20 protein-coding genes are annotated in these 21,650 nt (G+C 54.0%); 6 read left to right on the top strand and 14 right to left on the bottom strand.

The genetic code is table 11. The annotated features are described in order from the left end of the window. Positions 1–75: 75 nt before the first annotated feature. From recC to rppH, 9 genes are all read right to left on the bottom strand, one after another. Entirely contained in the window at positions 76–3,453 is a 3,378-nt protein-coding gene (gene recC / locus FBY13_RS14460) for an exodeoxyribonuclease V subunit gamma (RefSeq protein WP_145394496.1), read from the bottom strand. 113 nt (positions 3,454–3,566) lie between these two features. Then, entirely contained in the window at positions 3,567–3,893 is a 327-nt protein-coding gene (locus tag FBY13_RS14455; protein WP_241568293.1) for a prepilin-type N-terminal cleavage/methylation domain-containing protein, read from the bottom strand. Further along, the gene (locus FBY13_RS14450) at positions 3,853–4,257 is read right to left on the bottom strand and encodes a DUF2509 family protein (RefSeq protein ID WP_109717011.1); all 405 of its coding nucleotides are present in this window, start codon (positions 4,255–4,257) and stop codon (positions 3,853–3,855) included. The genes FBY13_RS14455 and FBY13_RS14450 overlap by 41 nt, the downstream gene beginning before the upstream one ends. Beyond that, complete coding sequence (locus FBY13_RS14445) at positions 4,254–4,781, bottom strand: prepilin peptidase-dependent protein (RefSeq protein ID WP_145394495.1); 528 nt, start codon at positions 4,779–4,781, stop codon at positions 4,254–4,256. The genes FBY13_RS14450 and FBY13_RS14445 overlap by 4 nt, the downstream gene beginning before the upstream one ends. Continuing rightward, positions 4,778–5,248: a prepilin peptidase-dependent protein gene (locus FBY13_RS14440; protein ID WP_096011763.1), complete on the bottom strand. Its 471-nt coding sequence runs from the start codon at positions 5,246–5,248 to the stop codon at positions 4,778–4,780. The genes FBY13_RS14445 and FBY13_RS14440 overlap by 4 nt, the downstream gene beginning before the upstream one ends. A 192-nt stretch (positions 5,249–5,440) precedes the next feature. Further along, positions 5,441–6,235, bottom strand: coding sequence for a thymidylate synthase (thyA, locus tag FBY13_RS14435; protein WP_063880788.1), 795 nt, complete (start codon positions 6,233–6,235; stop codon positions 5,441–5,443). After that, positions 6,232–7,113, bottom strand: coding sequence for a prolipoprotein diacylglyceryl transferase (gene lgt / locus FBY13_RS14430; RefSeq protein ID WP_145394529.1), 882 nt, complete (start codon positions 7,111–7,113; stop codon positions 6,232–6,234). Before lgt ends, thyA begins: the two co-directional genes overlap by 4 nt. A 109-nt stretch (positions 7,114–7,222) precedes the next feature. After that, positions 7,223–9,469 carry a phosphoenolpyruvate--protein phosphotransferase gene (ptsP, locus tag FBY13_RS14425; protein ID WP_096011764.1) on the bottom strand — a complete coding sequence of 749 codons (2,247 nt, stop codon included), beginning with the start codon at positions 9,467–9,469 and terminating at the stop codon, positions 7,223–7,225. A 12-nt stretch (positions 9,470–9,481) separates the two neighbouring features. After that, entirely contained in the window at positions 9,482–10,009 is a 528-nt protein-coding gene (rppH, locus tag FBY13_RS14420) for an RNA pyrophosphohydrolase (RefSeq protein ID WP_013026988.1), read from the bottom strand. A 686-nt stretch (positions 10,010–10,695) separates the two neighbouring features. On the opposite strand from rppH, the gene mutH reads away from it, so the two are divergent. The 4 genes from mutH to FBY13_RS14400 all read left to right on the top strand — a co-directional run bounded on the left by mutH (position 10,696) and on the right by FBY13_RS14400 (position 13,701). After that, positions 10,696–11,373, top strand: a complete 678-nt coding sequence (mutH, locus tag FBY13_RS14415; RefSeq protein WP_096011765.1) for a DNA mismatch repair endonuclease MutH — start codon at positions 10,696–10,698, stop codon at positions 11,371–11,373. A 100-nt stretch (positions 11,374–11,473) separates the two neighbouring features. Further along, on the top strand, positions 11,474–12,184 hold the full coding sequence (locus FBY13_RS14410) for a TerC family protein (protein ID WP_145394494.1): 711 nt from the start codon (positions 11,474–11,476) through the stop codon (positions 12,182–12,184). A gap of 118 nt (positions 12,185–12,302) precedes the next feature. Beyond that, positions 12,303–12,521 (top strand): YgdI/YgdR family lipoprotein, encoded by a 219-nt coding sequence (locus tag FBY13_RS14405; protein ID WP_063880792.1) that lies wholly within the window; start codon positions 12,303–12,305, stop codon positions 12,519–12,521. A gap of 139 nt (positions 12,522–12,660) precedes the next feature. Continuing rightward, positions 12,661–13,701 (top strand): NADP(H)-dependent aldo-keto reductase, encoded by a 1,041-nt coding sequence (locus FBY13_RS14400; protein ID WP_063880793.1) that lies wholly within the window; start codon positions 12,661–12,663, stop codon positions 13,699–13,701. Between the two features lie 86 nt (positions 13,702–13,787). Here the strand turns inward: FBY13_RS14400 and lysA are convergent, their stop codons facing one another. Continuing rightward, positions 13,788–15,038: a diaminopimelate decarboxylase gene (gene lysA, locus FBY13_RS14395; RefSeq protein ID WP_145394493.1), complete on the bottom strand. Its 1,251-nt coding sequence runs from the start codon at positions 15,036–15,038 to the stop codon at positions 13,788–13,790. A 102-nt stretch (positions 15,039–15,140) separates the two neighbouring features. Here lysA and FBY13_RS14390 point away from each other — a divergent pair, with 102 nt between their 5' ends. After that, the gene (locus tag FBY13_RS14390) at positions 15,141–16,061 is read left to right on the top strand and encodes a LysR family transcriptional regulator (RefSeq protein WP_063880795.1); all 921 of its coding nucleotides are present in this window, start codon (positions 15,141–15,143) and stop codon (positions 16,059–16,061) included. Here FBY13_RS14390 and FBY13_RS14385 read toward each other — a convergent pair. Beyond that, a complete protein-coding gene (locus FBY13_RS14385) occupies positions 16,058–17,221 on the bottom strand; it encodes an MFS transporter (protein ID WP_063880796.1) in 1,164 nt (387 codons plus the stop codon). The genes FBY13_RS14390 and FBY13_RS14385 overlap by 4 nt on opposite strands. A gap of 367 nt (positions 17,222–17,588) precedes the next feature. Here FBY13_RS14385 and FBY13_RS14380 point away from each other — a divergent pair, with 367 nt between their 5' ends. Next, a complete protein-coding gene (locus FBY13_RS14380; RefSeq protein WP_145394492.1) occupies positions 17,589–18,215 on the top strand; it encodes a serine protease in 627 nt (208 codons plus the stop codon). On the opposite strand, the gene FBY13_RS14375 is transcribed toward FBY13_RS14380, so the two are convergent. The 3 genes from FBY13_RS14375 to prfB all read right to left on the bottom strand — a co-directional run bounded on the left by FBY13_RS14375 (position 18,212) and on the right by prfB (position 21,471). Beyond that, on the bottom strand, positions 18,212–18,706 hold the full coding sequence (locus FBY13_RS14375) for a cupin domain-containing protein (RefSeq protein ID WP_145394491.1): 495 nt from the start codon (positions 18,704–18,706) through the stop codon (positions 18,212–18,214). The genes FBY13_RS14380 and FBY13_RS14375 overlap by 4 nt on opposite strands. 136 nt (positions 18,707–18,842) lie before the next feature. Next, positions 18,843–20,363, bottom strand: a complete 1,521-nt coding sequence (gene lysS / locus FBY13_RS14370; protein WP_063880799.1) for a lysine--tRNA ligase — start codon at positions 20,361–20,363, stop codon at positions 18,843–18,845. 9 nt (positions 20,364–20,372) lie between these two features. Further along, positions 20,373–21,471 (bottom strand): peptide chain release factor 2 gene (gene prfB / locus FBY13_RS14365; RefSeq protein WP_096011771.1). Its coding sequence is split into 2 segments (ribosomal slippage): positions 20,373–21,395 and positions 21,397–21,471, totalling 1,098 coding nucleotides; the frame shifts between segments, so codons are not numbered across the junction. Positions 21,472–21,650: the final 179 nt, after the last annotated feature.

The following is a 21,650-nucleotide window of genomic DNA, read 5'->3' as shown; positions in this document are numbered from 1 at the left end:
CCGCCTTGCCAGCGCATCGACGGCTGAAAATACAACAAACGTTTTTGGTGTTCTCATCACCTGTAAAGGTGTGACTTACCGATCGTCCTGATGGGCCTGCAGTACCGGCAAGTACCAGTGCTCCGCGGCCTCGGTTATGCGCTGTACATGAGACGCGTCCAGTGCCCTGCACAACCGCTGCAAATAGGGATCGCTCCCCTCGCCCTCCTGCTGATAACCGCCCACCCAGGCCGCCAGTAAACTATTACGGGCTTTGAGCTGAGTCGCCTCATCCGTCAGGAACTGTTGGCTTTTTTTATCGAAACAGGCGTTGAGCCAGGCACCGCCGCTTTTGGTCAGCAGCATTAAGGGTTCCCGCATTCCCTGCAGATAGCCTTGCATGTAGCGCGCTAACGTGGCGATGGCGTCATCCGGCGTAACGGCGTGGAAGCACCAGTAACTGTGCTGTCGGCCAAACATCCGGCTTCTGCCGTTACCGCCCAGTGCACAATAAACTAAATGCTCTAGCCACAGTAATAAACCATCATTGATATTCAGCACGCCCGGACGCCAGCGCAACAGACCATCGCTCTGCACCTGGGTCAGCCAACCGGATAACCTGACGCCGTCCAGATCCAGATTGATCTCCCAGCTTTCACCTTCGCTGCGTTGACTGCTCACTTCCGCCGCCACCTCCTGCATCTCTTCGCGCTGAGCCTGCCAGAACAGCTCGCCAAAGGCACCGTAAGGTAAGTTTCCTGCGGCGCGATGATGTGCATAAAGACGATCGGTGTCATCGCCCGTCACCAATGCATTCAGTAACTGGGCATTAATCTGGTAACGCTCCAGGCTGTCCAGGGCAAAAGGCTCGCTATCGGGCAGTTCATTTTCCTCAAGCCAGAAACTGACGCCCAGACGTTGCTGAAACCAGGCCCGAACCGGATGACGCCAGAATCGCAGGAACTGCTCCAGGGCGAGTGTCTCTACGGGCGGAGTGAGCAGGGGCTGGACAAAATCAGGTTGCGGCTGGCCTGTGCCTTGCGCAGCCGGGAGCCACTCGCGGGCAAAGCTGCGTGCCGTCGACGCGGGCTGGAAGTTTTCCGGCGCAAACGGCATGCGGCTGTGTAAATGTTCCAGATGCGCCCTGACCCGCAGTGCGCTCTCGTCCAGATCCAGATCCTCATCCCCGGGCAGGTAAAAACTTTGCCCGATATACTCCAGTAATTCAGTGACCAGTACTGAGGGATAGCGTTCGGTGTTGTCCTGGATTGCGCGTCCGATATAGCTGATATAGAGCTGTTGCTGTGCCGAAATCAGGGCCTCCAGAAACAGGTAGCGGTCATCATCACGTCGGCTGCGGTCGCCTTTGCGCGACTGCTGCTGCATCAGGTCAAATCCCAGCGGCGCTAAGGTGCGCGGATAAACGCCGTCATTCATGCCCAGTAAGCATACGACACGGAATGGAATGGAGCGCATCGGCATCAGGGTACAAAAGTTGATTTGCCCGGCAAGAAAGCGTTGGCTGATGCGCTGCTGGTCCAGCCGACCGCGCAGATCGTCACGCAGCAATACCACCGGGATCGGCTCATCGAAACGTGCGTCCATGCCATATTCAATCAGCGCCTTCCACTGCTCTTCCACCAGCAGTAATGCGGCTTCAGTTTCCGTATCGGCCGTAAAGAACGCATTGAGCAGCTCGCGGCATAAAGGCAGCCAGGCTTCCAGCGGGCGCGGTTCGGACAAGACCTGACGCCAGTGATTAAGCCGTGACAACAGTTCGGCCAGATGGCCCGCCAGTTCGGCCACCAGCCCGCTCGACTCATCGTAAGGTAAAATGCCCTGCCAGTCGCCATGCTGACTTTCCATCGCATAGCCAAGCAGCATGCGTTGCAGGCCAAAGCGCCAGGTGTGCTGACCGGTAACTGGCAAGGACAATGCCTCAACGCTGGCATCATCCAGCCCCCAGCGCACGCCGGACTCACTTACCCAGCGCCGCAGTAAACGCAGTCCGCTCTCATCAATAGAGAAGTGATTCGCTAAGGCGGGTACGTCCAGCAGCGCCAGCACATCCTCTGAGACAAAACGGCTGTCGGGCAGCGCCAGTAACTGCAAAAAAGCGACAATCGCCGGATGCGCCTGGCTGGCCCGACGGTCAGAGATGGCAAAGGGCAGATAGCGTTCGGTCGGCGCATTGGCAAACACGGCCTGAATAAAGGGCGCATAAGCGTCAATGTCTGCCACCATGACGATAATATCGCGCGCTTTTAACCCTGGACTGGCCTCCATCAGCGCCAGTAAATGATCCTGCAGCACTTCCACTTCGCGTTGCGCGCTGTGGCAGACCTGTATGGCGATCGAGCGATCCTCGGGGTCCAGTTGACGCTTTTGTCCGCTGTAGGCCAGTTCATCCGCCGTCAGGCCAATCACCGCGTTGTCCTGCAGGTTGAGAAGATCGTGCTGCATGCTGTGTAGCAGGTTGTCTTCTTCAACATCGACAAAGGCGTCAATTTCGCTGTTGAGATCCATCTGGCTGAGCAGATAAAGATTATCGCGCCCCAGCTTGCCCCAGGAGGCCAGGAGCGGGTTTGTCAGTTGCTGCTCGCCCTGCTCACTGAACAGCGCAGGCGCGCGCGCCGCGTCACTAAACAATCCACGGTATTCGTCCCGATCGTGGCGGCGACGCTGGCGACTTTGTAACTTCGCCAGAAAAGCATAATCCTGAATGTCGCCCCAGTAATCGCGGCAGGGATTCGTGAACAGCAGATAAATATCAATGTGGCGGCCCAGCGCCTGCAACGCCTGCAGATAGACCGGCGGAAGCGCTGAAATACCACAAATAAAAACCCGCTCGGGCAGGTTAGCCGGGGCGGTCTGCGCCTGCTCCAGCGTATGAATAAAGCGCGCATAGAGGTTGGCACGGTGCCATTTAGGCTGGCCCAGTTCCTCGGTGTAATTCACTAAGTCACGCCACAGCGCCGCCTGCCAGATCTGGGCATCGCCCAGGCCGTCAATGTTTTGGCCACGTTCCCAACTGTTCAGCCAGTCGGCGCGATAAACCAGATACTGGTCAAACAGGTCAGCGATACGGGCGCTGAGCTGAAACAGCTTGCGCTTGTCGCCATCGTCGCTCAGGTAATGACGCAGCGAGGCAAACTCATCCTGACGCAGCAGTGAGGGCAAACGGTGCATCAGCTTCCAGCTCATGCTGGCTTTACTGAAGGCGCTTTCGACCGGAATGTCCGGCAGGACACGAACAAACATTTCCCAGATAAAGCTGGCCGGTAGCGGGAATTCGATATTCGCCGCAATACCAAAGGTTTGTGCCAGTTCCATCTGTAACCATTGCGCCATGCCCGGACTCTGCACCAGAACCATTTCTGAGGCGAAGGGATCGTCAAGTGGGTCCAGTTTAATCACTCTGGCTGCCAGGCTTTTGAGCAGATCAAGCTGATTAGAGTGATAAACGTGAAACATGAAAACTCCTGTGGAAAATCAAAACGGCATAGCGACGTCAGAGGGTATTCACTCTACCGCGTATCGCATTTGAAGCCTAACAAAAGGCGGTGGGCGATAGCGCCCCCTGGCGGTTAACAGGTTACACGCATCAGGCTGGCGTGACGTTGATGCGGCCCGCTTACCTCGGCTTTTTCCTGCACACAGCCCGCCGGCCCCTGGGTTTTCTCTGACCGGGATTGCCAGCCCGGCACCTCGCGGCCGAGCAGCCGTTGCTCTGCCACGCGCCAGGCTTCGCGTTGTTGCCACTGCTGACTGAATCCCAGCGTCAGCACCCGGTGATACTGCAGCAGAGCGCTGGTGCTGACGGCCATCAGGAGCAGAGCAAACAGGGCTTCCGGCAGGCTGAATCCTCCCGCATCAGAAGCAGTCTTCCGCTGCGGCCAGCGGGCAGTAGTCAATCCAGCCTTGCGGCAAGGGATGAAGACGGCTGCCCTGCACCCTGACCCAGTGCCATGAGGCCATCTCACTGTTGCGGTCTTCACCTTTAAGCAATCCCTTATCATCTGCGGTTCTCTGCAGGCAGCTCTGCCAGCCATACTGTTTCTCCTGCTGGCAGGTCAACGTCTGTTGTTCCGGCCACTGTAATGTCAGCCCCCACTGCAGCGCCGACTGCGCCTGCCAGAATCCCTGAATGAAACGCTGTTCATCGGCCACTCCGCTCATCCCCTGCGCCAGCATCTCACGGCTGGCATGCAGCGTCAGGCTCCCTGTCAGCATAATGATCAACACCATGCCCAGCGCACTGTTGCCCTGCGCCTTCACAAATTCATGCCCTCGACCCAGCGTGCTACCGTTTCGTCCTGTTGACCAGCCCGGCCCTGCAGCAAAATGTTGATCAGGCGGCCTTCCCGCTGCACATCAAAGGCTTCCACGGAGAGAAAAGCGGGATCGGACAAGCGCTCCCATCCACCGCCATTACAGTTATCCACACCGCGCTGCATCTCCAGCTGTTTTTGCCGCAGACGATAGCCGTAATAGTCGCTTTCGCTGTGGCTGCTCCCTTCCCAGTGACCGTTGCTGTTTTCATCAACGCGGATAAGCAGACAGCTCTCCGCTACCGTCACTCCCCCGCTGCCACATTCGCCCTGGCAATATCCCGCCCTGCGCACGGCTTTTTCCAGGGTAGACAGTATTTGCTGCAGTTCCAGGCGCAACTGCACCCGCTGTTGCAGCCTGAGATTTTCACCCAGCAGCAGCGGCATAAAGCGCCCCGCCCCGACCATCAGTACCGCACTGATGGACATCGCAATCAGCATTTCCAGCAGGCTAAATCCGGCCATTTTCATTCACATCCCACTTCATCTGCCAGACACAGGCGAATCCGTGCCCGTGAAGAGATAATCAGCCGCATTCGTCCTGCCGCATTCACCAGCTCAATGCTACCGGCTTTGGCAACGTTGCGGCGTCCGTAAAAACCGGGTTCACCGCGCAACGGCTGCAAGGCGACATCCGCGTGCGGCGCAATAAAATGCAGACGCCTGGCGGCCTCACAGCCGTTGACCGGTGGTTCGGCTACACCAACGCACCAGGGCTGGGTCGTGCGCGCCCACAGAATAAAGTCGCGGTTTTGCCAGTTGGCCTGCGCCCGCACGCTGAGCAGGAAGTTCTGCAGTTGCCGGGCGCTGTCCCGTAGCTGTTGACGCTGCTGCCAGCGTTGCCAGCCCTGAGTGGCAAATGCACTGAGAATACCGACAATCACCATGACGAACAGCAGCTCTGCCAGCGTGAAACCTTTTGACGTTTGTTTTTTCATGGCACTAGAGTGCGGTGTGGCGGGCGGTCTGGCAAAGTGAAAAACTGAGAACGGGAAGCGGCGCTGCAGAGGCGTTTATCTGGTTGTTGTGTTTAAACAAAAGTTTGCGATCAACGCCGCAATGTTACGCCAGACAAACAATAAAAAACCCCGGTATACAGCGCCATACCGGGGTTTTTTATGGGGTGAGATTTAAACGGCAACCGGCGCTTTAATCGCTGGATGCGGATCGTAGCCTTCAATCTCGAAATCGTCGAAGTGATAATCGAACAGCGACGCTGGCTTGCGCTTGATAATAAGCTTAGGCAGGGGCCGCGGCTCACGCGTTAGCTGCAGGCGAGCCTGCTCAAGGTGATTGCTGTACAGGTGCGTATCGCCCCCGGTCCAGACGAAATCGCCCACTTCCAGATCGCACTGCTGCGCCACCATATGCACCAGCAGCGCATAACTCGCGATATTAAACGGCAGGCCGAGGAAGATGTCGCAAGAGCGCTGGTAAAGCTGGCAGGACAGTTTGCCGTCGGCAACATAGAACTGGAAAAATGCATGACAAGGTGCCAGCGCCATCTCGTCCAGCTCACCGACGTTCCAGGCGGACACAATAATGCGGCGGGAATCCGGATCGCGTTTCAGTTGTTCAATCACCTTGGTGATTTGATCAATCTCCTGGCCGCTTGCCGTGCCCCAACTACGCCACTGCTTGCCGTAAACCGGCCCCAGATTACCCTGTTCATCCGCCCACTCATCCCAAATTGAAACCTTGTTTTCTTTGAGGTAACCAATGTTGGTATCGCCTTGCAGAAACCAGAGCAGTTCATGAATGATGGAGCGCAGATGGCACTTCTTGGTGGTGACCAGCGGAAAACCATCCTGCAGATTAAAACGCATCTGGTGACCAAAAATTGAAAGCGTGCCTGTACCGGTACGGTCAGATTTTGGTGTGCCTTCGTTCAGCACGTAGCGCATTAAGTCCAGATACTGTTTCATTTTTCCTCGTGAAGTTGTTGCTGCGGGCGGCGACGGTACGCCCAAATCATCATAATCACACCGGCAATGATCATGGGCAGAGACAGCAGTTGTCCCATGCTGAGTCCACCGGTGAGCAAACCAAGCTGTGCGTCGGGCTGGCGGAAGAATTCAACAATAATGCGGAATGTGCCGTAGCCGATCAGGAACAGGCCAGAAACGCTGCCCATCGGGCGTGGTTTACGAATAAACAGGTTCAGGATAATGAACAGCACGATGCCTTCAAGAAACAGCTCATAGAGCTGTGAAGGATGACGTGGCAGTACGCCATAAGTGTTCAGTAATGCCTGATATTGTGGGTTGTTGGCTGCCAGCGCGATATCTTCGCTGCGCGAACCCGGGAACAGCATGGCAAAACGGAAGTTGGGATCGACACGGCCCCACAACTCACCATTGATGAAATTACCAAGGCGACCGGCACCCAGGCCAAACGGAATCAGAGGCGCAATAAAGTCTGAAACCTGGAAGAAATGTCGTTTGGTACGGCGAGCGAAGATCAGCATCACCAGAATCACACCAATCAGTCCACCGTGGAATGACATACCGCCATCCCAGACTTTGAACAGGTACAGTGGGTTATCGAGAAACAGGGGCAGGTTATAAAACAGCACGTAACCAATACGTCCACCCAGGAAAACGCCCAGGAAACCGGCGTAAAGCAGGTTTTCTACTTCCTCTTTTTTCCAGCCGCTGCCCGCCTTGTTCGCCCGACGCACCGCCAGCCACATGGCGAAAACAAAACCCACCAGATACATCAATCCGTACCAGTGAAGCGAAAGCGGTCCGATCGAGAAGATTACCGGATCGAACTGCGGAAATGCGATATAGCCGTTATTCATCATTCACCGTATATTTTCAGCCCTGAAAAGGGGACGTGATGCACATAAATTAGGGCTGGGCATGATAGCACAGCCAGTGTTCTGAGTAGCCGCAGAAATGTAACCTGGGTTAACGCCCACCCCGAATCAGGCCGCCCAGACCGCGCTCTTCCATAAACGCCGACACCAGCTGACGCACATCTGACGCCGAGTAAGCTTTGAGCGCCTGGGTACTGAGTTTCTGCACTTCTTCATAATCCAGATGGCGCAGCAGATATTTTACGCGCGAGACATTCTTGCCGTTCATGCTGAGATGGTGATATCCCATCCCTATCAAGAGCGCCACACACATCGGATCGCCCGCCATTTCACCACACAAGCATAATTCCAGATTCGCCAAATGGGCTTCAATGGAAATGGCCTGCAGCGCGCGCAGCATCGCCGGATGCAGTGAATCATACAGATTCGCCACGCGCGTATTGTTGCGATCCACCGCCAGTAAATACTGGGTCAGGTCATTGGTCCCGACAGACACAAAATCGACGCGTGAGGCCAGATGCGGGATCATAAACACCATGGAAGGCACTTCAATCATAATCCCGATGCGCGGCTTCGGAATCGTATAGCCGAGCATCTCTTCCACTTCCGTTCCGGCGCGTTGAATAAGGCGTTTGGCCTCGTCGATCTCATCGATATGGCTAATCATCGGCAGTAAAATGCTCAGATTGCCTGACGCGGCGTTAGCACGCAGCATGGCGCGCACCTGCACCATAAAAATCTCGGGTTGGTCGAGCGTGAGACGAATGCCCCGCCAGCCCAGGCAAGGGTTCTCTTCACTAATCGGCATGTACGGCAACTGTTTGTCTGCCCCGATATCCAGCGTGCGCAGCGTAACCGGTTTTTCATGGAACAGTTGTAACATGCCCTGATACTGAGCAACCTGCTCTTCTTCGGACGGGAAGCCGCTCTGCAGCATAAAGGGAATTTCAGTGCGATAAAGGCCAATACCGTCAACCCAACTGCCCAGCGTCTGCTCATGCTCCGGGCTTAACCCCGCATTAAGCATGACCTGCACGCGCTGACCGCTTCTCAGTTCGCCAGGCCTGTCCACGCCGCCTTCAGCCATTTTACTGAGGGCATTTTCTTCACTGATTAACCGTTGGTACTCCTGCACCAGCACCGGTTCAGGATCGATCAGCAGTTCGCCGCGATAGCCATCGACAATCAGCAGACGTTTGTTTAACTGACTGGGCTGAATGTCCGCGCCCATGACGGTCGGAATCCCCATCGCGCGGGTTAAAATAGCCGCGTGGGAGTTTGCCGCGCCGTCGCGGACCACAATCCCCGCCAGCCGCTCGTGGGGAATTTCCGCCAGCGTTGTCGCCGTCAGTTCATCCGCCACCAGGACGAAACGCTCAGGCCAGGCATTGACGCCCACCAGAGAATCATCGAGGTGAAACAGCAAGCGCTGCCCCAGCACCCGCAGATCGCCTGCGCGCTCTTTCAGGTAGCTGTCCGTCAGGCTGGCAAACTGGGCGGCAAATTTTTCAATCACGGTTTTGACCGCCCACTCGGCGACCGATCCGCGTTCGATCTCTGCAAAGAGATCTTTTTTCAACCGTGCGTCAGTTAACAGGTGTGAGTAGAGGTCGAAGATCGCCGCGCTCTCTTTCTGCGCGCTGGCGGTAAAGCGTTTGCTGAAGCGACGAAATTCATTGGCGGCTTCACTCATCGCCAGCGATAAACGTTCGCGTTCACGTTGCTGATCCAGCGTCGAGGCGGCAGAAACCTGATCAAGCAGCGGCTGGGTTTCATCCACCCATCCCGGAGCGACAGCGACACCTGGCGCGGCAGCAATGGCCCGAATGCGCGCCAGACGATACTGACCGAACAACTGACTCAACTGCGATTGAGACAGTAGCGCTGCCAGCTGCGTGGCTAAGGTAACGAGAAACGACTCCTCGCTTTCATCAAACTGTCGATGTTCACGCTGCTGAACCACCAACACGCCCATGAGCTGACGGCGGCTGATAATAGGCACGCCAAGGAAAGAGCGATAGCGCTCTTCCTTTACAGAAGGGATGTACTTATAGCTGGGATGGCTCTGCGCATCGGCAAGGTTAATCGGCTCGGCAAGTCGCCCCACCAGGCCCACAATACCTTCATCAAACGCCAGCTTGACCGTTAAGCCACGCGGTTTTTTCAGGCCGCGTGTGGCCATCAGGTAATAACAGCGACGTTCGTGATCGGCGAGGTAGACGGAACAAACTTCCGTTTCCATCGCCAGGCAGATCTCATTAACCAGAATGTCGAGTGCTTCATTCAGACGTGGCGCACTCGCCACCTTTTCAACAATTTCTCGCAACTGAGTGAGCATAAAGGGCGTGGCCTATCCTCTTTTACGTCGATGGGCAGGATGATTTCGCTGCACCGCACTCTCCTGCATGGACATGACAACGCCAGCAAATTCTTTCATAACCCGACGATAAACATCGCGCTTAAAAGAAACAACCTGACGTACCGGATACCAAAAACTTACCCACCGCCAGCCGTCGAATTCCGGCGTGCTGCTGTGTTGCACATTAATATCTGCGTCATTACACATCAACTGCAGAAGAAACCACTTTTGTTTCTGACCAATACAAACCGGTTTTGTGTCCCAACGCACCAAACGTTTTGGCAACTTGTAGCGTAGCCAGTTACGGGTAGAAGCAAGTATTCGAACATCTTTGCGGTGTAACCCGACTTCTTCGAACAGTTCGCGATACATTGCCTGTTCTGCGGTTTCACCGGGATTGATGCCTCCCTGAGGAAATTGCCAGGAGTGCTGTCCAAAGCGCCTGGCCCATAACACTTGCCCCTGCCTGTTACAAATTACGATACCAACATTCGGGCGGTAGCCATCATCATCGATCACCGGACTACCTCAAAAGCTAAAATTGAATGGTCTGATTGTTTCACACTCCTTACAGGCGGTAAACCACTGGATTTGCGGGCGGTTACAGGCGTAATACTGGGATAACTCACAGACTAATGCGAAGTTATAAACAAAGGACACTAAAAAGAGCGATCTTATTCACGTTTTCTGTGGATAGCTTTGTGCAGAACGCGGGAGTTAACTGAATAACATCTCAGGATACTTCGGAGGAGGCTTAAAACCAGATTGTCTTTTTCAATTGAAATGTAAGATAATTTTTTTGCAGAACCCGCTTTTTACCCACTGAAAATCCACCGGACAAATCCTTCACGCTGACAATTGGCTAAAGATCCACCACAACGCTTTTTATCCACAGCAATCGGCTTAAGCTTGCATCAAAACGGCCAATTCTTGTCAAAAACTGGCAAAGTCAAGGCTGTAAATGGAACCAGTAGGCCGTTACAGCCAGGGTTATCCCATTTTTCTGTGGATAACTGGGCCTGAGATCCTGTTCATTGTTGATAGCAAGTTGGGATAACCTGCTACATTAGTGAGAGCAGGCAAATTTCACTTCAAAAAAAAGTACTATGTTTCATGTTATTATGTGAGTTATACCGCGTTCTTTCCTGTGGAAAACCTTAGGTTGCTGCAGGCTGCTTAATTATTAATCATTATGAGTTATTCACATGACATTCCTTCCCGGGCCACCTGAAGATGAGGCAACGTTGCTGTCACGCGCGCAGACGCTGGCGGGTTTAACGCTGCAAACCCTGGCTGAACAGGCGGGCATTCCGATGCCTGCCAACCTTAAACGGGACAAAGGCTGGGTAGGTATGCTGCTGGAATTACACTTAGGTGCCAGCGCGGGCAGTAAAGCAGAACAGGATTTTGCCCATCTGGGGATAGAACTAAAAACGATCCCTGTCGATCGCTATGGCAAGCCGCTGGAAACCACGTTTGTGTGCGTCGCGCCACTCACCGGTAACAGCGGTGTGACGTGGCAAAACAGCCATGTTCGCCATAAGCTGGCACGCGTCCTGTGGGTCCCGGTAGAGGGCGAGCGTGAAATCCCCTTAGCTGAACGCCGGGTTGGCGCGCCGCTGCTGTGGAGCCCTGACGCGCAGGAAGATGAAATGCTGCGTCAGGACTGGGAAGAGTTAATGGATATGATCGTACTGGGCAAGGTGGAACGTATTACCGCCCGTCATGGTGCCTGGCTGCAAATTCGCCCGAAAGCGGCCAACAGCAAAGCGTTAACCGAAGGGATTGGCGATCGCGGACAGCCGATCATGACGCTGCCACGTGGTTTTTATCTCAAGAAAAGTTTTACCGGCCCCCTATTGGCACGCCATTTCCTGGTCTGACGACGGCGTTCTCATGTCCGATACTGTATTTAAAGGTGAGTTAGACAAATTTGGTGCGTATAATCTTTGTTTAATTTTCGTTTAGGATATGAGTGCAGGTATGTTCGATTGGATTTACGATCCCAACGCCTGGCTGGCGCTGGGTACCCTGACCATTCTGGAAGTGGTGCTGGGCATTGATAACATTATCTTTCTGTCGCTAGTGGTGGCGAAACTTCCCAAACACCAGCAAGCCCGCGCACGTCGTATCGGTTTGATGGGTGCCATGCTCATGCGGCTGGGTTTACTGGCCTCCATTGCCTGGGTCGCTAAACTTACCAACCCGCTTTTCACGCTGGTGGATCATGCTTTTTCAGCACGCGATCTGATCCTCCTGTTTGGGGGATTATTTTTGCTGTGGAAATCCAGCATGGAGATTCATGAAACCATTGAAGGCGAGGAAACCGAGCACAAGAGCAACGTTAACTCGTTCTTTGGGGCGATTGTCCAAATCATGTTGCTCGACATCATTTTTAGTCTCGACTCGGTGATTACGGCCGTGGGCCTCTCTGACCATCTGTTTATTATGATGGCGGCGGTCGTCATTGCCGTGCTCATGATGATGTTTGCTGCCCGCACTATTGGCGAGTTCGTTGATCGCCATCCGTCGGTAAAAATGCTGGCACTTTCTTTCCTGATTTTGGTGGGTTTCACCCTGATTCTGGAAAGTTTCGCCGTGCATGTACCAAAAGGTTACATTTATTTTGCCATGTTCTTCTCAATGGCCGTTGAGTGCCTTAACCTTATGCGCAGTAAGAAAAAAGTGAGCTAGCGTTGTCAAGGGCGGCCCCGCGCCGCCCCGTTATTTTCAGATTGATACGATTAACCCAATCGGTAAAAGGATTTATTACTACACTTTTTGCTATGGACGATTCGTGAGGATAAGCATAATGAAAGGGCTGATTAAAATTGTATTACTGGCCGTTGCTGCGGTGACATTAGCGGGATGTAGTTCCAATTATGTCATGGCAACAAAAGATGGCCGTATGATTATGACCGAAGGCAAACCGAGTATTGATAAAGAAACGGGGCTGGTGCAGTACACCGATCAGTCGGGTCATACCGTGCAGATTAACAGTGATGAAGTCTCGACCATTATTGAACGCTAGATGCGAAACGTATCAGCCTGTCGCCACTCCCCTCGTCGGCAGGCTACTTCTCTTTGTTGTTCCCCTTTGTTACCCGCTACGCCTCGCGCTATAGTCCCTGAAGACAGAATACTTATCCCTACAGAAAAGGAAGCCGGCAATGCATTATCACCGTATCCCCCATAGCACGCTGGAAGTCAGCCAGCTTGGATTGGGCACCATGACGTTTGGTGAGCAAAACAGCGAAGCCGACGCCCACGCTCAACTGGATTTAGCTGTCAGTTCGGGCATTAACCTGATTGATACCGCCGAGATGTATCCGGTACCGCCGCGTCCCGAAACCCAGGGGTTGACCGAAAAGTATATTGGTAGCTGGTTAAAAAAGACCGGCAGCCGGGATAAAATTATTCTCGCCAGTAAAGTCGCCGGGCCGACGCGCGGCAACGATGCATCGATTCGCCCTAACATGGCGCTGGATCGCAAAAATATTCGCGAAGCGCTGGACGCCAGCCTGAAGCGCCTCAATACCGACTACATTGACCTGTATCAGCTGCACTGGCCGCAGCGCCAAACCAACTTCTTTGGCAAGCTCGGCTATCAATACAGTGAGAACAGCGTGCCTGTCACCTTGTTAGAAACGCTGGAAGCGCTGGCCGAGCAGGTGCGGGCAGGCAAAATTCGTTATATCGGCGTATCGAATGAAACGCCGTGGGGCGTAATGCGTTACCTGCAACTGGCAGAAAAGCACGAGCTACCGCGTATCGTCTCTATTCAAAATCCCTACAGCCTGCTGAATCGCAGTTTTGAAGTGGGCCTGGCGGAAATCAGTCAACATGAAGGCGTGGAACTGCTGGCCTATTCATGCCTGGCCTTTGGTACGCTGAGCGGAAAATACCTTAACGGTGCGCAACCTGCTGGCGCGCGCAATACCCTGTTTAGCCGTTTTACACGTTACAGCGGTGAGCAGTCGCAACTGGCGGTGGCGGAATATGTGGCGCTGGCTCAACAGCATCAGCTTGATCCTTCACAAATGGCACTGGCTTTTGTCCGTCAGCAACCCTTTGTTTCCAGCACCCTGCTGGGCGCGACCACGCTGGACCAGTTACAGATCAATATCGACAGCGCCAACCTGACCCTCAGCAATGAGGTTCTGGAAGCGCTTGAAGCGATCCATCGCCGTTATACCTATCCTGCACCTTGATATGTACTGCCAGCCGCTGTTGCGCGGCTGGCGTATATCGGCCATCGTCTTTCCCTTTCCCGACAGCCTGACTGCGCGCATTAGGCTTATTCCAGCGCCAGCAGTTCCTCAATGCGCTGCGCGCGACGAATTTCCCGCGGCTCGCCGTTTTCGAACAGGATCTCAGGAATCAGCGGACGGCTGTTGTAGTTGGAAGACATCGACGCGCCGTAAGCGCCGGTATCATGAAACACCAGGTAATCACCGACTTTAGCGGCTGGAATCGCCCGGGTTTCCACCTTGCCACCTTCAAGCTGGGTAAAGACATCGCCTGACTCGCACAGAGGCCCCGCGACCACGCTATCGATCGTCGTTTGCTCGTTGATAGTCCGGTTATCACCTGCCATCAGAGAGATATGGTGGTAGCTGCCGTACATGGATGGGCGCATCAAATCACTGAAGCCTGCATCCACCAGCACAAAGTGACGACTGCCCATCTCTTTTACCGCCCGAACCTGCGAAACCAGCACACCTGACTCTGCGACCAGGAAACGGCCGGGTTCGATTTCCAGCTTCACGGCATGGCCCAGATGTTCAGCTACGCGCTGACGTGCGGCATCCCACAGGCCAAAATAGTGATCGGTATCGATCGCGTCTTCCCCATAGTGATAGGGAACAGACAGACCGCCGCCGGCAGAGATAGCCTCAATATCCTGACCAAATTGCACCACCAGATCGACCATCGCATCGCAGACCTGCTGCAGGTGCGCATAGTCCACGCCTGAACCGATATGCATATGAATACCGATGAGGCGCAGTCCATATTGTTCAATGGCGGCCTGGGCAGCAGGCAGATCGCTGGGCCAGATACCGTGTTTACTGTTTTCGCCGCCGGTATTGGTTTTTTGGCTGTGGCCGTGACCAAAACCCGGATTGATACGCAGCCAGACCGCGTGTCCGGGAGACACGGCACCCAGTTGATGCAGCATGTCGACGGAGCCGGCATTCACCGGCACCTTGAGTTCAGCTATCCTGGCCAACGTGGCGTTATCCAGAACATCAGCGGTAAAGACGATTTCATCGCTGTTGGGCTTAAAGCCCGCCACCAGCGCACGCTCAATCTCGCCCAGGGAAACTGAATCGACTTTTACTCCCGCAGCATGCATCAGGCGCAGAATGTGCGTGTTAGAACAGGCTTTTTGGGCGAAACGCACCACGTCGAAGGCGTGCAGTTGGGCAATGCGCTGTTGAATAATCTGCGCATCATAAGCCCAGAACGGACCGTTATACTGGCGCGCTAGCGGCAATAAATGGTCAACGTTGAGGGCAGATTCAGTCGTATTGAGTGGACGAGGCATGAAATTTTCTCCTGTGGCAATAAAGCCATTAAGCCAGAATCGTGCCATGCCGAAAAATATCTGTTTTAATAGCATCTATGCAAAAATGATATGGAATAGCCCATGGCAAACATCAACTGGCGGCATATCGAGATTTTTCATGCCGTTATGACCAGTGGGAACCTCACTCAGGCTGCAACGCTGCTGCAAACCTCGCAGCCCACCGTCAGCCGTGAACTGGCGCGCCTTGAACGGCAGCTGAGTCTAAAGTTGTTTGAACGCGTGCGCGGCCGCTTACAACCCACGGTACAGGGATTACGTCTGTTCGAAGAGGTACAGCGCTCGTGGTATGGGCTGGATCGCATCATCGATGCGGCAGAGGGATTGCGCCAGTTTCGCCAGGGCGAACTGTCCATCGCCTGCCTGCCGGTCTTTTCCCAGTCACTGCTGCCGCCTGTCTGTCAGACTTTTTTGCAGCGTTATCCCGATGTCAGTCTGAATATCATTCCGCAGGAATCGCCGCTACTGGAAGAGTGGCTGTCGGCACAGCGTTATGATCTGGGGCTTACGGAAACGCAGCATGCCCCCGCCGGGACCGTTCGACAGGCGCTACTGACCTGCGATGAAGTGTGCGTGTTGCCGCAGCAGCATCGACTGGCACAGCACAGCGTGCTGACGCCGCAGGATTTTGCCGGTGAGAACTATGTCAGTCTGTCACGCACGGACAGCTATCGTCAGTTGCTCGACGCGCTGTTTCATGAACAGGGCGTGACGCGCAGGATGGTGATGGAAACCCACAGTGCAGCGTCCGTCTGCGCCATGGTGCAGGCCGGTGTAGGGATCTCGGTGGTGAATCCGCTGACGGCATTAGATTATGCCGACAGCGGTGTGGTCATGCGCCCTTTTAGCGTTGCCGTGCCTTTTACTATCAGCCTGGTCAGGCCGCAACATCGGCCAGCATCGGCCCTGGTCGAGGCGTTTGTGAGCCATCTGCAGCAACAGGTGGCCCGTTTTCCCGAGCAGATTGCGAGCAAACTCGCTTAAGCATGCACCCGGGCCGCCGTACCGCCTGACTTGCGGAAGGTGATCAGGCAAACGATCAGCCCAATCGCCGCCAGGCCAGCAGCGGCAACCGGCACCGCCGTCAGTCCATAGCCGCGCGCGATCACTGCGCCACCGACCCACGCGCCCAGCGCATTGCCCACGTTAAAAGCGGAAATATTCAGGGTTGAAACCAGATTGGGGGCTTCTTTACCGTGGCGCACAACATTGATCTGCAGGCCGGGAACCGTTGCAAAGGTTGCCATCGCCCACAGGAACAACGTGATTTCCGCCAGCCACAGCGCATGGCTGGTCCAGCTAAACAGCAGTGAAAACAGCGTAATTAGCGAAAAACTGCCGATCAGGCTCAGGGAGACTTTACGGTCGGCCATTTTGCCCCCCAGAATATTGCCCACGGTCAGGCCCGCACCAATCAGGAACAACGTCCAGCTCACGCCACGATCGCCAATGCCGGTAACCTGCAACAGCAACGGTGCAATGTAGCTGAACAGTGCAAACATGGCAGCGGCGAAACATACCGTCATCAGCAATGACAGCCACAGTTTGCCATTTGCCAGCGCGCTGATTTCGCTTGCCAGATTGACCGGCTTCTCGTTTTTATTCCCCGGCAGACTGGTGATCAACGCGATAAATGCCAGCACGCCGATAGCCGAAACGCCCCAGAAGGTGGCGCGCCAGCCAAACAGCTGACCAAACCAGGTTCCCAGCGGCACGCCTAAGACGTTTGCCAATGTGAGACCAGTGAACATCAACGCGACGGCAGAAGCCTGACGATCGGCGGAAACCAGACTGGCCGCAACCACCGACCCTATCCCAAAGAAGGCACCGTGACAGAGCGCAGTCACCACACGTGCCAGCATCAGTAAGTTATAACTGTAAGCCAGCGCACACAGCAGATTGCCGATGATAAAAATCACCATCAACAGGATTAGCGTTTTCTTACGCGGCAATTTCGCCGTTAACAGCGCCATGACTGGCGCACCGATTGCCACGCCTAATGCATAACCGCTAATTAACCAACCAGCTGACGGAATGGTCACACGCAAATCGTTTGCGACTTCCGGCAGCAGGCCCATGATCACAAACTCAGTGGTTCCGATGGCGAACGCACTCAGCGCCAATGCCAGCAATGCAACAGGCATAACACTCTCCCAAAAATGATAATTGCTGCGTGACAGGTGACTCACGCAATGTTATGAACGAGCTATAATTTATGATCTACATCACACTGTGTATTACAGCATAGCTGCCTGTCATCTGATACTCACATAACAACAACAATCTATTGCGTAAATGGCAATAATTGACACGCACTCCAACTACGCTTATTAAACATACTGTTAGAGAAAGAAATTCTGCTTTACGCACCAGACGTTGAGAAAGGTTGCCAGCGAAGTAGCCGTTTTTTTGCTAATACCGATTTTAGTTATCAATAAAGTATTAGCGTTGCCGATATAGCTCTTATGAATCGCCAGATGAAATGCAGTCCTACTGACGCGGAGAGAGAAAATGCAACGGCTTATCGTTTTAATGGTAATCAGTCTTACGGGCTGCTCAGTCGGTCATTATGAATACAGCAGAGAAGCTGAGAAACGCGTTGATATGACCGTGACCGGCATTCCAACCGTGCTGGGTGTGGGCACACTGGGTACCACCATTCCGTTAACCCCGAACTACAGCCTTACGGCGGCCCACGTGGCGAAATATTCGCTTTACCGTGTGAAAGCCTGGCATCCGGAATGCGATCTTGCGGTCGTGTACCACAAAAACAGCGAAGCCAACCTGCCCCCGTCATTCCGTAACAGCCATATCGGCGACAAAGTGAATCTTTATGGCTACAGCTTCATCTCCGCCATGCCCGTGAGCTCAACAGGCAAAAACCTGGTGAACACGACGTTAGCCAATGACTGGAATAAAGCAAACTGCGTGGTCGTGGCTGCCAATGCAGGCGTGGTTAAGGGCATGTCAGGCGGCGCAGTTTATAACGCCTCTGATGACACCCTGGCTGGCGTGATTATCGGCTACAGTCAGCGCATCAACGATAACCATAGTGGTAAAACCTTATATAAAGATGTGGCGCTGTATGTGCCCTATGCCCGTTTTCAGACCTGGCTGGATGATGCTGTGAAATCTTAGGATTTTTTATCCGGCAGTCCGGGATGCGTGCCCATCTGCTGCTGCGGTGGGTTAAGCCATCTGTCTTTGCGCGTTGCCTCGTAGTCGCGGTTGAGCGGATAAGTAATGCGATTCTCCGGCTTGCTGACCTCGCCGACCACCAGAAAGCGCGCGTCGGCGTCACTGTTATTAATAAAGGTGTGGCAAATACCGGTGCCGGCCGGAAAAGCCACTGCATCGCCCGGTGACAACGGGTAGAGTTCGCCATTGATCCAGGCGTGGGGATTGCCTTCCAGCACGTAGATAAACTCTTCTTCTGCACTCTCTGCATGAGGATAAGACATGCGTCGTCCGGGTCGTAGCCTTTCATGATGGATGCCGAGCCGGGTTAACCCTGACAGTTTTGCCAGAGGTGTACCAATGGACATCAGCTCATCGCTATCGGAATAATGTTCGTTGTCTTCGCCTTCCAGCGCTTGCCAGTGAAGAATGCAGTCAGGACGTTGCTTCATGATGATCGCTCCAGGTTGAGATTGTCAGCCTGGCAGACGAGGGGGGATTACTCAAGTCGATGCACATTGTGAGGCGTGGCGGGCAGCAGAAATGAAAAAGGCCGGAATCACCCGGCCTTTAACCAGCAGCTGATAATTACTTTGAGCCAGGGCGCAACGCCGGGAACAGGATAACGTCACGGATGGTATGGCTGTTGGTAAACAGCATAACCATGCGGTCAATACCAATGCCTAACCCAGCCGTTGGCGGTAAACCATGTTCCAGCGCGGTGACGTAATCTTCGTCATAAAACATCGCTTCATCATCGCCCGCATCTTTCGCATTAACCTGCTGCAGGAAACGTTCTGCCTGATCCTGCGCATCGTTAAGCTCAGAAAAGCCGTTACCGATTTCACGTCCGCCGATAAAGAACTCGAAGCGGTCAGTGATTTCAGGATTCTCGTCGTTACGACGAGCCAGCGGAGAGACTTCAGCCGGATATTCAGTGATAAAGGTTGGCTGAATCAGGTGCGCTTCAGCGGTTTCTTCAAAGATTTCCGTCACTACGCGGCCTAAGCCCCAGCTTTTCTCAACCTTAATATGCAAGGACTGGGCAATGGCTACCGCTTTGTCGAAATCCTCCAGATCGGCCAAATCAGTTTCCGGACGGTATTTCTTGATCGCCTCACGCATGGTGAGTTTTTCAAACGGCTTACCGAAGTCGAATTCCTGTTCACCGTAAGGCACAACGGTGCTGCCTAACACGTCCTGCGCCAGGGTACGGAACAGGCTTTCGGTCAGTTCAATCAGGTCTTTGTAATCCGCATAAGCCATATAGAGTTCCATCATGGTGAACTCTGGGTTATGACGTGGCGAAATGCCCTCGTTGCGGAAGTTACGGTTGATCTCGAATACGCGATCAAAACCGCCCACGACCAGACGTTTCAGATACAGCTCTGGCGCAATACGCAGATACATATCAATATCCAGCGCATTATGATGCGTGATAAACGGACGCGCCGATGCGCCGCCCGGGATCACCTGCATCATCGGCGTTTCCACTTCCATAAAGTCGCGTCCAACCATGAACTGGCGAATGCCGGCCATGATCTGTGAACGGATTTTGAAGGTGTTACGTGAGTCATCGTTGGCAATCAGATCAAGATAACGCTGACGGTAGCGCGTTTCCTGATCGGCGAGCCCGTGGAATTTGTCGGGCAGCGGGCGCAAGGCTTTGGTTAACAAGCGCAGCTCTGAGCAGTGGATCGACAGCTCGCCGGTTTTGGTTTTGAACAGTTTGCCGCGCGCACCGAGGATATCGCCCAGGTCCCACTTTTTGAACTGCTCGTTGTAGATGCCTTCGGCCAGATCGTCACGCGCCACATACAGCTGAATGCGGCCGCCCACGTCCTGCAGAGTAATAAAAGAAGCTTTGCCCATAATACGGCGCGTCATCATGCGGCCAGCCACGCTGACCTCAATGCCTAAGTCTTCCAGTTCTTCGTTACTCTTCTCGTCATAGCTGGCATGCAGCCGATCGGAGGTGGTATCACGACGGAAATCGTTAGGAAACGCCACGCCGTTTTCACGCAGCACGCTCAGTTTCTCGCGACGCGTTTTCAGTTCGTTATTTAACTCAAGTGCAACGTCAGCGCTCTGCGGTTGTTGTTCAGACATGTCGGTTCCTTATAGCCCTGCTTTTAAACTTGCTTCAATGAATCGGTCCAGATCGCCATCCAGCACCGCCTGCGTGTTACGCGTTTCCACGCCGGTACGCAGATCTTTAATACGTGAGTCATCCAGAACGTAAGAACGGATCTGGCTGCCCCAGCCGATGTCAGACTTATTGTCTTCCAGCATCTGCTTCTCGGCATTTTTTTTCTGCATCTCAAGCTCGTACAGCTTCGCCTTCATCTGCTTCATCGCCTGATCTTTGTTTTTGTGCTGAGAGCGATCGTTTTGACACTGGGTTACCGTACCGGTTGGAACGTGGGTAATACGCACCGCCGATTCCGTACGGTTAACGTGCTGACCACCGGCACCAGAGGCACGGTAAACGTCAATACGCAGGTCGGCCGGATTGATGTCGATATCAATATCGTCATCCACTTCCGGATAGATAAACGCTGAGCTAAAGGAGGTATGGCGGCGACCACCGGAGTCAAATGGACTCTTACGTACCAGGCGATGTACGCCGGTTTCGGTGCGCAGCCAGCCAAATGCATAATCGCCAGAGACGCGAATAGTGACGGACTTGATGCCTGCCACTTCACCTTCTGACTCTTCAATAATTTCAGTCTTGAACCCTCTCGCCTCTGCCCAACGCAGATACATGCGCATCAGCATGCTGGCCCAGTCCTGCGCTTCTGTTCCACCGGAACCGGCCTGCAGATCAATGTAGCAGTCGGCGCTGTCATACTCGCCGGAAAACATACGACGAAACTCAAGTTCACCGAGTTTACCTTCCAGCACGTCCAGTTCAGCAACGGCTTCGTTGAAGGTTTCTTCATCGTCGGCTTCTACCGCCAGGTCAAGCAGCCCCTGCACATCTTCCAGCCCCTGGTTCATCTGATCGAGCGTATTAACGATGGCTTCCAGCGAGGAGCGCTCTTTACCCAGCGCCTGAGCACGTTCCGGTTCGTTCCAGACGTCGGGCTGTTCCAGTTCTGCGTTTACTTCTTCAAGGCGTTCTTTCTTGGCATCGTAGTCAAAGATACCCCCGAAGAACGTCGCTGCGCTCGCTGAGGTCCTGAATACGGTATTTGACCGGGTTAATTTCAAACATGTGTTTAGCGTCTTTTTTACGTTCGATGGAATAAGAAATTCAGCCTGCGAGTTTACCCGAAACCGACGGCAGTTTGTAGCGTTGAGAAAATGCGCAGGTCTTAATCTTTCGGCTCAGTCAGATGGACTGGCTAAGCCGAAACGGGCGTGACGATGGTAATCATGACGACAGGGGGAACA

It is taken from the genome of Pantoea sp. SJZ147, from assembly GCF_007828605.1.
In the GTDB taxonomy this organism is placed as follows: Bacteria; Pseudomonadota; Gammaproteobacteria; order Enterobacterales; family Enterobacteriaceae; genus Pantoea; species Pantoea allii.
This window is presented reverse-complemented; position numbering and strand designations above follow the sequence as displayed.

Coding starts and splice junctions, on each gene's coding strand:
- recC (WP_145394496.1), bottom strand. CDS start 3,453: ATGTTTCACGTTTATCACTCTAATCAGCTTGATCTGCTCAAAAGCCTG.
- FBY13_RS14445 (WP_145394495.1), bottom strand. CDS start 4,781: ATGAAAATGGCCGGATTTAGCCTGCTGGAAATGCTGATTGCGATGTCC.
- FBY13_RS14440 (WP_096011763.1), bottom strand. CDS start 5,248: ATGAAAAAACAAACGTCAAAAGGTTTCACGCTGGCAGAGCTGCTGTTC.
- thyA (WP_063880788.1), bottom strand. CDS start 6,235: ATGAAACAGTATCTGGACTTAATGCGCTACGTGCTGAACGAAGGCACA.
- lgt (WP_145394529.1), bottom strand. CDS start 7,113: ATGAATAACGGCTATATCGCATTTCCGCAGTTCGATCCGGTAATCTTC.
- ptsP (WP_096011764.1), bottom strand. CDS start 9,469: ATGCTCACTCAGTTGCGAGAAATTGTTGAAAAGGTGGCGAGTGCGCCA.
- mutH (WP_096011765.1), top strand. CDS start 10,696: ATGACATTCCTTCCCGGGCCACCTGAAGATGAGGCAACGTTGCTGTCA.
- FBY13_RS14410 (WP_145394494.1), top strand. CDS start 11,474: ATGTTCGATTGGATTTACGATCCCAACGCCTGGCTGGCGCTGGGTACC.
- FBY13_RS14405 (WP_063880792.1), top strand. CDS start 12,303: ATGAAAGGGCTGATTAAAATTGTATTACTGGCCGTTGCTGCGGTGACA.
- FBY13_RS14400 (WP_063880793.1), top strand. CDS start 12,661: ATGCATTATCACCGTATCCCCCATAGCACGCTGGAAGTCAGCCAGCTT.
- lysA (WP_145394493.1), bottom strand. CDS start 15,038: ATGCCTCGTCCACTCAATACGACTGAATCTGCCCTCAACGTTGACCAT.
- FBY13_RS14390 (WP_063880795.1), top strand. CDS start 15,141: ATGGCAAACATCAACTGGCGGCATATCGAGATTTTTCATGCCGTTATG.
- FBY13_RS14385 (WP_063880796.1), bottom strand. CDS start 17,221: ATGCCTGTTGCATTGCTGGCATTGGCGCTGAGTGCGTTCGCCATCGGA.
- FBY13_RS14380 (WP_145394492.1), top strand. CDS start 17,589: ATGCAACGGCTTATCGTTTTAATGGTAATCAGTCTTACGGGCTGCTCA.
- FBY13_RS14375 (WP_145394491.1), bottom strand. CDS start 18,706: ATGAAGCAACGTCCTGACTGCATTCTTCACTGGCAAGCGCTGGAAGGC.
- lysS (WP_063880799.1), bottom strand. CDS start 20,363: ATGTCTGAACAACAACCGCAGAGCGCTGACGTTGCACTTGAGTTAAAT.